Origin of the sequence: Bacillus sp. DB-2 (assembly GCF_003315125.1) — a bacterium.
Taxonomy (GTDB): domain Bacteria; phylum Bacillota; class Bacilli; order Bacillales; family Bacillaceae_G; genus Bacillus_A; species Bacillus_A mycoides.
In genome coordinates, this window is the sequence record NZ_QNRN01000007.1 from 16,990 (window position 1) to 28,976 (window position 11,987).

Genomic DNA, 11,987 nt, shown 5'->3' on the forward strand with positions numbered 1-11,987 from the left:
TTATATGAATAAGGTACATGGATTTGTTCATAGTTTCAATAAGTTTGTGCAATATTTCACAAAAAGGACATACATCTAGAAGGGAAGCGTTTACAAAAGGTAGTATAATGGAATTTTTTCTAAAAATAGAGAGGGGGATTGAAACGAGAAAAAAGAAAAAGCGCTGTAATTACAGCGCTTTTTCGTCTAAATTCTTTTCTACTTTTACTTCTACTTCTTTCGAGAAGAACCAACCGCCAACTGCGATTCCAACTAATACAATCCAGAAAGTAAGTTTCCACGGAGTAGATGTTGGGAATGAATGCGGAATTACATTTAATGCAGGGTGTGCTAATGTATAAACTGCTAATTTCACACCAACCCAACCTACAATTAAGAATGCTGCAGTTTCAAGTCCTGGTTTACGTTTTAAAATTTGTACGAAAGCAGTTGCTGCAAATCGCATAATGATTAATCCGATAAGTCCACCTACAAAGATAACAATGAATTGTCCAGTATCAAGACTACCGATTGTACCTAATCCTGTTTTCGGTAAAGTCATTGCTAATGCAACAGCAGCTAAAATTGAATCAACTGCGAAGGCGATATCAGCAACCTCGACTTTAAATACAGTCCACCAAAAGTTCTCTTGTTTTTTCTTTGCTTCTTTTTCTTCTGTTTCTTCATCTGAATTCTTTTTAACATACGTTTTAAATAAGTGATTACCAGCGATAAACATAAGGTAAATTGCACCGATTGCTTGCACTTGCCATACATCGACTAGGAACGAAATCATAAATAGTGATCCGAATCGGAAAACGAACGCTCCTGCTAATCCATAAAATAGTGCTTTCTTTCGTTTTTCTTCTGGTAAATGTTTTACCATAATTGCGAGAACGAGAGCGTTATCAGCCGCTAAAATCCCCTCTAGTGCAATTAGGATGAGTAATACCCAACCATACTCCAATAATAATGATACATCCATGTAAATTCTCCTCTCATTTCTATAAAGTCTAAACAAGTGAAGAAGTTCCCCACTGTTTAGTTTCCCCATACTCCTACGCATCAACGGTGGAGGAAATTTGAAAACAAAAAAGACCTCTGCCGTTGATAGGCAAAGGTCTTGCTAGACATATGTAATGAAAATGCCAACAAAGCCGGAAGAACTAAGTTCTACGTAATGACGACTTTGTTTCCAAGAAATAGTTCTTGGACGCTACTCCCCTTTGGAGATATGCTATTGTACTCTCATTATATGGATAATTTATACGGTTGTCAACCTGTTAAAATATCTTCGTTTGGATATTTTATTTTTCTTTGTTTTTTACGTGCAAATGAAAAGGCTAATGTTAAAGGCCCCATCTTTCCAAAAAACATCATAAAGATAATAATTGTTTTGCCGATGATTGTTAAGTGTGGTGTCAAATTCATGCTAAGGCCGACAGTTCCAAATGCTGAAAATACTTCAAAAGCACTCATTAATAAAGGAACCTTCTCAGTGATGCTTAAAATTAAAATGGAAAGAAAAATAAACGAAATTGAAATAATAGTAATCGTTAATGATTTGACAATGAGCGTATCTTTAATGGATTTTTTAAACACGACAATATCATCTTGTTCTTGCAAAAATTTAAATACGCCGAAAAACATAATTAAAAAAGTTGTTAATTTAATCCCACCACCAGTAGAAGCACTGCCAGCACCAATAAACATAAGAAGCATCATTAATAAAAGTGATGGTTTAGATAGAGCGGCAATATCCACTGTATTAAACCCAGCTGTACGAGTCGAGATTGCTTGAAAATAAGCAGCCATACCTTCTTCAAATGGTGTAAATCCTCTCATAGAAAGAGAATTATGGAACTCGAATATAAAAATAAAAGCTGTAGCAATAATATTGATGATTAGAGTAGAAGAGAGCATAAGCTTTGAGTGTAAAGTAAGGTTTTTAAAGTTTTTCTTTCTTTTTATATCTACGATAACCGTAAAACCAATCCCACCTAAAATAATGAGGGAAGAAATAACGAGATTGACGAGAATGCTATGGGAGTGCGGCATTAAATTATCGCTCCACACAGAAAACCCAGCATTGTTAAAGGCTGAGATAGAATGAAAAAAGCTATAATATATACCTTTGGCAACCCCGTATTTTGGTACCCATTCAAAAGAGAGAAGTAAAGTAGCGATACATTCTACAGTAAAAGAAAATAAAAATAACGCTTTTGCAAGACGAATGATTCCGCCGACATTTGTTTGGTTTAATGCTTGTTGTAATAAAATCCGGTTTTGAAGGCCGATTTTTCTGCCGAGCATAATTGCAATTAAAACAGCAAAGCTCATAATGCCAAGCCCGCCAACTTGTATAAGTGTTAAAATGACACATTGGCCAAATAAGGTAAATACTTTACCAGTGTCCACAACACCAAGCCCTGTAACCGTACAAGCAGAAACCGTTGTAAATAAAGCATCGAGCCATGAAATAGACGTTGTTGTAGCAATTGGCAATTTCAATAGGCATGTACCGATAATTGATAGCATAATAAAAGATACAGTAAGAACACGGGGAGGGCTCATGCTAATGTTAATCCGTTTCATTTCACATATCGTTCCTTTCGATTTGCTCTTACTAGTATGTGAAGAAGCACTATTATGTATGTTAAAAAAGAAAGAGGCAGAGAATATCTGCCTCTAAGCCATAGGTTATATAGTTATCCGCGTAATTGTTGTTGAGCTAAAGCAACAAGACGTTTCGTTACTTCACCGCCAACTGATCCGTTAGAACGAGATGCTGTATTAGATCCTAAGCTTACACCGAATTCTTGTGCGATTTCATATTTGAATTGTTCAAGTGCTTGCTCTGCACCCGGAACTAGTAATTTGTTTGTTTTCACCATGTTGATACACATCCTTAAAGAGTAATCCAGTTTAGCTAAGTGCTATCTGGTAATGTTATTTTATGTGTAAACGACGTACTCATACACGGAAGTAAACGGTGTGATTAGAAGTTCTTGGATAGAAAAAAGAGTAGCAAATTTGCTACTCTTTTTTCAGTATTGTCGCTGTACCTTCTACGACAATATCATCAGATTGATTATATATGTTTGTTTGCAATGTGATAATTTTTTTATCGTCCCGTTTTTTAATAACTTCTGCCACAACGCGAAGTGTATCACCGATTTTGACAGGAGCACGGAATGAAACGTTTTGTGATAAATAAATCGTATTTTTGCCAGGAAGTTTCGTTCCAAGAATGGTAGAAATAAAACTTGAAACGAGCATGCCATGGGCAATACGTTCTTTGAACATTGTCGTTTTTGCAAAAGAGTCTAGAATGTGAATAGGATTTACATCTCCAGTCAATTTTGCAAAATTGATAACGTCCTCATCCGTAATTTTTTTTGTAAGTGATGCTTGATCACCGACTTGAATCTCATCGTAACGAAGCTCCGGAACAGTTTGTGCTTCTTGAAATGGATTCATTTTGTCCTCCTTCTTTTCCATATCGAAAAATGTAAGCCATCTTGATGTAGTAGGAGGAAGAAAGAGTTTTGTTTGTGCTGCAGTTAGTTGCCACATTTTTCTTATTTGATGGAAGTAAATAGATTTTTTGAGTTTTCCTCGAACTGCTTTGCGAGTTCTAGTTGTTTGGACTTGAACTCTCCCAAAAAAACTTCTAACTGTTTTTGAACCTCTTCACGTTGCGACTGTTGTTGTTCGATAAAGTGTTTTGTTGTTTCTTCAAATTGGCCGCTAGTTTGAGTAAGAATAGACAAAGATGTTTTCGTAGGCGAAACAGTAAGTTGGTGCATTTGATTAGAAAGCTCATTCCACTTTTCTTGCCACTCGTTAATTTGATCATTTAAGGAGTTTCCAGTTAATTGCTTCACATAGTCTGTATATTGGTTATTGAACTGAGCAGTGAATTGGTGTAGTTCTTTTTCTAGTTCATCTACTCCTGATGTTAATTTATGCAAAGCGTCTTGTTGTTGTTTTAACGTTTCTAAAGTAAGTTGCTCTAATTGTTTCCCAGCTGAAGAGAAGAGGGAAAGAGATTGAGACCAGTTTTTCCAAAATGCATCGACTAATTCGTATGGCTTAGTTTCCATTGTTTGACCTCCAAATGTTTTTTTGCATATTGTGAACGCAGATTACTCTGCTGTACCACCAGGTGAAGATGAAGAATCCTTTTCATCCTTTTCTGGAGAAGTAGAAAATGGAAAGAATGCATTGGTGTATAACGTGAAAAACGTCCGCAACATATTTTGATAATGTTCAAAAGAAGTCGCACATGTTGTTAAATATTGCTCTCCATATTCTGTTAAAGAATAAATTCGTTTCGCTGGCCCGCCTTCGCTTGTATCCCAAGTAGAAGAAATAAGATTTTCTTTTTCTAATTTGCGTAGTGTCCTATACACATTACCTTGGTCAACAGAAGAAAAGCCGATGTCCATTAGCATTTGAATAAGTTTGTAACCATGAAGACTCCAGTCTTTTAGACAGAGAAGTAAGAAAGGAACTAAGAAGTTTTTTGGCATGGAGTTTGGTTGTTTCGCTTGGTTTTTTTCCAAACTTTCTGGGTGTTCTGGTTCATTATGTAGCATGATTGTGCATCACCTCATGAATCAGTTAGATGGAATTTTTTGCTTATAAGTGCAATTTACACCTATCTGTTTTTAATGTCAATACATTTGTTAGAAAATAAAGAAAAATAAAATATATACTTGAAGTTTTATTCGGAATATTAGAAAATAGTGAATAGGTTGAATTGTTTCAAAAAAAGAAAAAGGGAGTGTAGTCGAAGTGATTGATCAAAAATTCGATCCATTGCAAGCATGGAAAAATGCTTATGAACAAACCGAAACATTTTGGGGAAAAGCGCTCAATGAAACAATTAAAACAGAAGAATATTCTGCTTGGATGGGCAGCGTTCTAGATTTGAATTTGTTTTATCAAAAAGCATTAAATGATACGACAAAAAATTATTTAGAACAGGTGAATGTGCCGACGAGAGAGGATATCGCTAGAGTAGCTACGCTTGTTATTAACTTAGAAAATAAAGTTGATAATATCGAGGAAATTCTAGAAGAGAAAGTGGATTCATTAGGACAAGCTCCTACATTAAAGCGTGATGTTACGAAAGTAAAACAAGATATGCGCACGTTAGAAACGAAAGTTGATCAAATTTTAGAATTGCTAGAAAAGCAAAATGCAGTACTAGCTAAACTACAAGTACCTGTAAAAGAAGAAGTAAAGCCTGTAGTAAATAAGCCAGAAAATAAAAAATGATAATCGCGTTTGTTTATAACGTGTAAAAGAGAGAGGGAGAATCTCTTTTCATGTATAAACAACGAAACATAATTAATATATGGACTCAATTAGTATGAGTACCAAAATGATTCATAACAATCGTTCACAAATTCATTTAAGGGGGAAAAGAAATGGTTCAATTAAATGGCAAAGTAGCAATCGTAACAGGTGGGGCAAAAGGAATTGGAAAAGCAATTACAGTAGCATTAGCAGAAGAGGGAGCAAAAGTAGTTATTAACTATAACAGCAGTAAAGAAGCAGCTGAAAACTTAGTAAATGAATTAGGAAAAGAAGGACATGACGTTTATGCAGTTCAAGCGGATGTTTCTAAAGTAGAAGATGCAAACAGACTTGTAGAAGAAGCTGTGAATCATTTTGGTAAAGTTGATATTCTTGTTAATAATGCTGGTATTACAAGAGATCGTACATTCAAAAAATTAAATCGTGAAGATTGGGAGCGCGTAATTGACGTGAACTTAAGCAGTGTATTTAATACGACAAGTGCGGTACTTCCATACATATCGGAAGCAGAAGAAGGAAGAATCATTAGTATTTCTTCTATTATTGGCCAAGCTGGTGGATTTGGACAAACAAACTACTCAGCAGCAAAAGCAGGTATGCTAGGATTTACAAAATCATTAGCGTTAGAACTTGCAAGAACAAATGTAACTGTAAACGCAATTTGCCCAGGATTTATTGATACTGAAATGGTAGCAGAAGTACCAGAAGAAGTGCGTCAAAAAATCGTTGCGAAAATCCCGAAAAAACGTTTTGGTCAAGCTGATGAAATTGCAAAAGGTGTAGTATATCTATGCCGTGACGGTGCGTATATCACAGGTCAGCAATTAAACATTAACGGCGGATTATACATGTAATGAAGTAAGAAAAAAGTGCATATCCATAGCAGGAATGCACTTCTTTTTTTAGAAAGAAATTGACCAAAAAGGAGATAGAAAAAATGACTACATTCGTAACAGAATGGGAAAAGCAATTGGAGTTGTACCCAGAAGAATATCGTAAAGCATATCGCCGTGTGAAAAGAGCGAGCGAAGTTTTATTACGCGAACCAGAACCACAAGTTGGTTTAACACCGAAAGAGGTTATTTGGACGAAGAATAAAACGAAGCTGTATCGTTACATTCCAAAACAAGAAAAAACACAGAGAGTTCCAATCTTATTAATATACGCTCTTATTAATAAACCGTATATTATGGATTTAACTCCAGGTAATAGTTTAGTGGAATATTTAGTAGATCGTGGTTTTGATGTGTATATGCTTGATTGGGGCACATTCGGTTTAGAAGATAGTCATTTGAAATTTGATGATTTCGTGTTCGATTATATTGCAAAAGCAGTGAAAAAAGTAATGAGAACTGCAAAATCGGACGAGATTTCTTTACTTGGTTATTGCATGGGTGGAACGTTAACATCTATTTATGCAGCGCTTCATCCGGACATGCCAATTCGAAACTTGATTTTTATGACAAGTCCTTTTGATTTCTCTGAAACAGGGTTATACGGTCCTTTATTAGATGAGAAATATTTCAATTTAGATAAAGCAGTTGATACATTTGGAAATATTCCACCAGAAATGATTGATTTCGGAAATAAGATGTTAAAACCAATTACAAACTTTGTCGGTCCATATGTTGCTTTAGTCGATCGTTCAGAAAATGAGCGCTTCGTCGAAAGTTGGAAATTAGTTCAAAAGTGGGTAGGCGATGGTATTCCGTTCCCAGGTGAATCGTATAGACAATGGATTCGTGATTTTTATCAAAATAATAAATTAGTGAAGGGTGAACTCGTTATTCGCGGACAAAAGGTAGACCTTGCAAATATTAAGGCGAATGTCTTAAATATTTCTGCGAAGCGTGATCATATCGCTCTGCCATGTCAAGTAGAAGCTTTACTTGATCATATTTCTAGCACAGATAAAGAGTATGTATGTTTACCGACAGGACATATGTCTATTGTGTATGGTGGAACGGCTGTAAAGCAAACATATCCGACGGTTGGAAATTGGCTTGAAGAGCGTTCTAATTAAAGAGAAAAAATCCAACTAGCGTATGTTAGTTGGATTTTTTTATGGAAAATGACGAAACATAGAAAGGAGAAAATTATATGGTAGGAGTATAATTATGAAGCTTATGACTGGTAAGTTGTTTTGGAATTCTGGAGTTTCTGTACCTTGTTATCCAACGTTAGAAAATGATATGATATGTGATGTGCTCGTAATTGGAAGTGGAGAAGCGGGTGCTCATATAGCGTATTCGTTAGCTAAAATTGGAATGCGTGTTATACTCATTGAAAAAAGAGCAATTGCATGTGGTAGCACAGCTGCAAATACAGGATTATTACAATTTGTTCATGATAAATCGTTAACCTCTCTTATTCATACATTTGGTGAAGAGAAAGGGGTACGAGCATATAGACTTTGTTATGAAGCGCTGCAAACAATGGAGAAGGTTGTGCCAACTCTCGATATTGATCCCCATTTTATTCCGCGAAATAGTTTGTATTATGCAAGTAGAGATGAAGATGTTTCATTTTTACAAGAAGAACATAATACGTTACGCCATTATGGATTTCCGGTTGAATATTTTACAGAGTCTGATATTAAGAAACGTTATTCATTTGCAAAACAAGCAGCGTTATATACAAGCGGTGATGCAGAAGTGAATCCGTATTTATTAGCGCATAGTCTTTTGCATAAAGCGAAACAAATGGGCGCTACTATATACGAACATACAGAGGCATTACATATTAAACAAATCCAAAATGATTTAATTTGTTACACGAATACAGGAAATAAAATAGTAGCAAAGAATATTATTATGGCGACAGGTTATGAAGCAATTTTTGGAAAGAAAGAAAAAAATACAACTGTAGAAACGTCTTATGCCGTTGTGACAAATAAGATAGATTATTTTGAAGGCTGGCATGAGCAATCGTTAATTTGGGAAACAGCACGTCCGTATTTGTATAGTCGAACGTATCAAAACCGCATTGTTATAGGCGGATTAGATGAGGCGCTGAAAATTCAAAAAATCGGCGATACGAAATTATTGCATAAGCGTGATCTTCTTATTAACATTGTAAAAGAAATGTTCCCGCAGTATAAAAATATACGGGCAGAGTACTATTGGGCAGCAGCATTTGGTGGCAGTCATGACGGTCTTCCTATTTTAAAAGAAGATAAAAAAATACATAATTTATATTACGCACTGCCGTATGGGGGAAATGGAACTGTATACGGAATGGTATTTGCGAAACTATTTCAGCAGTTATTTACAAATGAAGAAAGTGATGATTTTTCTTTATTTAATCGATAGAAAAAAGGTAGCGAAGTGATGGAATGAGAGATATAAAAAAGTTTTTACAAAAGTTACGTCCCGTACAACTTATCGTTGTATTTTATTTACTAGCAGTAGTCGTATCGGTAATTTTGCTTAGTTTACCATTTGTTACGAAGCCTGAAGTGAAATGGACATTTATCGATGCACTATTTACATCTGTTAGTGCGGTAAGTGTTACGGGACTGTCTGTTGTTACGATTTCAGATACGTTTACAACGGCAGGAATTATTGTTTTAGCCCTTATTTTACAATTAGGCGGATTAGGAATTATGGCGCTTGGTACATTCGTCTGGATTATAACGGGGAAAAAGATTGGTTTGCAAAGAAGAAGATTAATTATGGCAGACCATAACCAAGGGAATTTATCGGGCCTTGTAGAATTGATGCGTTCTATTTTAATTGTAATTATTTCGATAGAACTCATTGGAGCAATACTGTTAGGTACAAGATTCTTACTATATTTCCCGACTTGGCAAGAAGCTTATTTTCACGGTTTCTTTGCCGCTGTGAGCGCAACAACGAACGGAGGATTTGATTTAACAGGACAATCACTTATTCCGTACAAAAAAGATTATATTGTTCAAATGATTCATATGTTGCTTATTATTTTAGGAGCTATCGGTTTCCCAGTGTTAATGGAAGTAAAACAATTCCTTAGTAAAAGGCGACAACAACTATTTCGCTTTTCGTTATTTACAAAATTGACGACAACGACATTTTTTGTACTCGTTATTGTTGGAACAATTATGATTTTTCTATTAGAACGAAATCATTTTTTAGTAGGAAAGTCATGGCATGAAACTGTATTTTATACATTATTCCAATCTGTGACGACGCGAAGTGGAGGACTCGCTACAATGGACATACGTGAATTATCACAACCAACGCTTTTATTTATGAGTATATTAATGTTCATTGGGGCATCTCCAAGTTCAGTTGGGGGCGGAATACGTACAACAACATTTGCAGTTAGTATATTATCGTTATATACATTTGCAAGAGGCGGGAGAACAGTCCGAGTTTTCAAACGCCAGCTACATGAAGAGGACGTGTTGAAAGCATCTGTCGTTATGACGATGGGGATTTTATTATGTGCCTCAGCGCTATTCATTTTATCTATTACGGAAAATGTACCGCTTATGAGCTTAATCGTTGAAGTTTGTTCTGCTTTCGGAACGACGGGACTATCAACAGGTGTTACTCCTGATTTAACAACTGTTGGTAAACTTGTACTTATTGTACTTATGTTTATCGGACGCGTCGGTATTTTGACATTTATTTTAGCTAGTGGTGGAAGAGAGCAACCAGCTCGCTATAAGTACCCGAAAGAGCGAATTATTATTGGATAGTATGAAACCATTCTACCTGAGTTAGGTAGAATGGTTTTTTTAGTCGTTAATTCCGAATTGGGGATGCATAAAAGCATCATTTTTATTATCAACTTCGTTTTTAAGTAATTCTTGATTTTCTTCTGCAATCCATCCGATATCATTTGTAGGATGGATCCATTCTTCCCCAGCCATAATGGCAGGATCTACCTCATCACTCCAATTATTAAGAGGACTGTTAGTGGAATCGTATTTACTGTCTCCAATTACAACATCATATTGATTTATAAAAGGTTGTTGCATCTTTTTGCCTGTGCCTTTAAAAGAAGGAAAGTTCATTTGATGAGGGAGCGTCTCGTCTAAAATTGGCGATTGTATCGTTTCTTTTTCTTTCAAAGTAATCGCTCCTTTTTGTAATGGCTTGTTCGTATGTAGTATTTCCATCTATAAGCTCTTATGTACTTGTTAACACTTCCCAGTAATAATTACTGTAAGTTGTTTCAAACTAGAATAGAAAGTTATTTCGTGAGAGCAGGTGAATATGTTGGTAAAAAGAAAAGTAAAACAAAATGCAGCAATTAATAATAATAAAACTCCGAAAGAAAGCTTACCAGATGCAGAATTTGCATTAGAGTATGAAGGAGAAAATAGTGCGAAGTATGCAAATCGTAATTCAAAAAAAGGTAAACAAAAATGAGGCGTTTTTTACAAACGCCTCATTTTTTTGTGGGATTATAAAGGTTTTTTTAATTATTTGTAAATTTCACGTTTGATATTAGCAGAAAAATGCGAAAAAACATAGAAGTAGCAACGTATTACACAAAAACAAACAACAAACAAAAGATTAATGTTGGTTTAATACTGCTTTTACACTAGTTGTTTATATTAGAGTTGTACATAAGATTTGTAAAAGGAGAGAGAGACAGTGAAAAAAACAATCTTTAAAGCTGTAGCAACTGGAATGGTATTTTCGTTATTAATGGGGTGTGGTGCAAAGAAAGAAGAAAGTGCTGGAGCAAAAGTAAAAGATGATAAATTATCTGGATCATTAACTGTCTACACAGCGATTGAAGAAGAGCTTGTACCAATTTATCTTGATTCTTTTAAACAGAAGTACCCAGACGTGAAGTTGAACATTGTTCGTGATTCAACAGGAGTTATTACAGCGAAATTGCTAGCTGAAGGAAAAAATACACAAGCAGATGTTGTATGGGGAACTGCAGCGTCTAGTCTATTAGCTTTAGAGAAAAAAGATATGTTAAAAGGATACTCTCCAAAAGGAGCAGATCGTGTCCTTCCGCAATTTAAAGACGATAAGAAACCAGAAAAATGGGTAGGAAATACTGCATTTATGACGGGGATTGCTGTAAATAAAGAAGAATTGAAGAAGAAAAATTTACCGATGCCAGAATCATATGAAGATTTAACGAAACCAGAATATAAAGGAACGCTAGTTATGCCGCATCCGGCTTCTTCTGGAACAGGATTTTTAACAGTTTCTGCATGGCTACAAATTATGGGAGAAGATAAGGGCTGGGATTACATGAAGAAACTTCATGATAATATGGCAACTTATACTCATTCAGGTTCAAAACCAGCGAAATTAGCAGGCGCAGGTGAATATCCAGTTGGTGTATCAATGGTTTATAGTGCTTTGAAAGAGAAACAAAAAGGTGCACCAGTTGAAGTTGTACTGCCGAAAGAAGGATTAGGCTGGGAAGTAGAAGCGAACGCACTTATTAAAAAAGATAATGCTAAAAATGATAAATTAGCGCAAGCATTTTTAGATTGGGCAATTACAGATGATGTAATGAAGTTATACTTCGAGAAAAATGGATTTGCGACAATTAAAAATGATTATAAACTTCCAGATGGATTCCCTAAAGATGTGACAGAAAAGTTATATAAAAAGAATGACTTTAAATGGGCAGCAGAAAATCGTGACAAAATTTTAGAAAAATGGGAAAAAGAGTTTGGCCAAAAAGCAGAACCGAAAAAGTAAGTGAGTGGGAGAGAG

The 11,987-nt window shown here is 35.3% G+C and carries 14 protein-coding genes and 1 riboswitch; of the genes, 7 read left to right on the plus strand and 7 right to left on the minus strand.

What is annotated here, in order from left to right; translation table 11 throughout:
- Window positions 1–169: 169 nt before the first annotated feature.
- From DET63_RS13190 to phaQ, 6 genes are all read right to left on the minus strand, one after another.
- Window positions 170–964, minus strand: a complete 795-nt coding sequence (locus tag DET63_RS13190) for a TerC family protein (RefSeq protein ID WP_113936968.1) — start codon at window positions 962–964, stop codon at window positions 170–172.
- A gap of 77 nt (window positions 965–1,041) precedes the next feature.
- A riboswitch (yybP-ykoY riboswitch) is annotated at window positions 1,042–1,216 on the minus strand.
- Between the two features lie 38 nt (window positions 1,217–1,254).
- On the minus strand, window positions 1,255–2,574 hold the full coding sequence (locus DET63_RS13195) for a TrkH family potassium uptake protein (RefSeq protein WP_113936969.1): 1,320 nt from the start codon (window positions 2,572–2,574) through the stop codon (window positions 1,255–1,257).
- 113 nt (window positions 2,575–2,687) lie between these two features.
- A complete protein-coding gene (locus DET63_RS13200; protein ID WP_000241212.1) occupies window positions 2,688–2,873 on the minus strand; it encodes an alpha/beta-type small acid-soluble spore protein in 186 nt (61 codons plus the stop codon).
- Between the two features lie 142 nt (window positions 2,874–3,015).
- A complete protein-coding gene (locus tag DET63_RS13205; protein ID WP_001067911.1) occupies window positions 3,016–3,459 on the minus strand; it encodes a MaoC family dehydratase in 444 nt (147 codons plus the stop codon).
- A 101-nt stretch (window positions 3,460–3,560) separates the two neighbouring features.
- Complete coding sequence (gene phaP, locus DET63_RS13210; protein ID WP_002011575.1) at window positions 3,561–4,085, minus strand: polyhydroxyalkanoic acid inclusion protein PhaP; 525 nt, start codon at window positions 4,083–4,085, stop codon at window positions 3,561–3,563.
- Between the two features lie 42 nt (window positions 4,086–4,127).
- Window positions 4,128–4,580 (minus strand): poly-beta-hydroxybutyrate-responsive repressor, encoded by a 453-nt coding sequence (gene phaQ / locus DET63_RS13215; RefSeq protein WP_000903018.1) that lies wholly within the window; start codon window positions 4,578–4,580, stop codon window positions 4,128–4,130.
- A 199-nt stretch (window positions 4,581–4,779) separates the two neighbouring features.
- Here phaQ and phaR point away from each other — a divergent pair, with 199 nt between their 5' ends.
- The 5 genes from phaR (at window position 4,780) to DET63_RS13240 (ending at window position 9,991) form a co-directional block, all read left to right on the plus strand.
- Complete coding sequence (phaR, locus tag DET63_RS13220) at window positions 4,780–5,265, plus strand: polyhydroxyalkanoic acid synthase subunit PhaR (RefSeq protein WP_113936970.1); 486 nt, start codon at window positions 4,780–4,782, stop codon at window positions 5,263–5,265.
- Between the two features lie 152 nt (window positions 5,266–5,417).
- The gene (locus tag DET63_RS13225; RefSeq protein ID WP_000250406.1) at window positions 5,418–6,161 is read left to right on the plus strand and encodes an acetoacetyl-CoA reductase; all 744 of its coding nucleotides are present in this window, start codon (window positions 5,418–5,420) and stop codon (window positions 6,159–6,161) included.
- Window positions 6,162–6,244: 83 nt separating this feature from the next.
- Entirely contained in the window at window positions 6,245–7,330 is a 1,086-nt protein-coding gene (phaC, locus tag DET63_RS13230) for a class III poly(R)-hydroxyalkanoic acid synthase subunit PhaC (protein WP_002011573.1), read from the plus strand.
- Between the two features lie 94 nt (window positions 7,331–7,424).
- Window positions 7,425–8,618, plus strand: coding sequence for an NAD(P)/FAD-dependent oxidoreductase (locus DET63_RS13235; RefSeq protein ID WP_113936971.1), 1,194 nt, complete (start codon window positions 7,425–7,427; stop codon window positions 8,616–8,618).
- 23 nt (window positions 8,619–8,641) lie between these two features.
- A complete protein-coding gene (locus DET63_RS13240) occupies window positions 8,642–9,991 on the plus strand; it encodes a TrkH family potassium uptake protein (protein WP_002011570.1) in 1,350 nt (449 codons plus the stop codon).
- A 39-nt stretch (window positions 9,992–10,030) separates the two neighbouring features.
- Here DET63_RS13240 and DET63_RS13245 read toward each other — a convergent pair whose 3' ends face one another.
- Window positions 10,031–10,414 carry a DUF3905 domain-containing protein gene (locus DET63_RS13245; protein WP_002011568.1) on the minus strand — a complete coding sequence of 128 codons (384 nt, stop codon included), beginning with the start codon at window positions 10,412–10,414 and terminating at the stop codon, window positions 10,031–10,033.
- A gap of 97 nt (window positions 10,415–10,511) precedes the next feature.
- Between DET63_RS13245 and DET63_RS30230 the strand changes: the two genes are divergently transcribed.
- The gene (locus DET63_RS30230; RefSeq protein ID WP_002011566.1) at window positions 10,512–10,667 is read left to right on the plus strand and encodes a hypothetical protein; all 156 of its coding nucleotides are present in this window, start codon (window positions 10,512–10,514) and stop codon (window positions 10,665–10,667) included.
- Between the two features lie 228 nt (window positions 10,668–10,895).
- Window positions 10,896–11,972 (plus strand): putative 2-aminoethylphosphonate ABC transporter substrate-binding protein, encoded by a 1,077-nt coding sequence (locus tag DET63_RS13255; protein WP_113936972.1) that lies wholly within the window; start codon window positions 10,896–10,898, stop codon window positions 11,970–11,972.
- The last annotated feature ends 15 nt before the right edge of the window (window positions 11,973–11,987 follow it).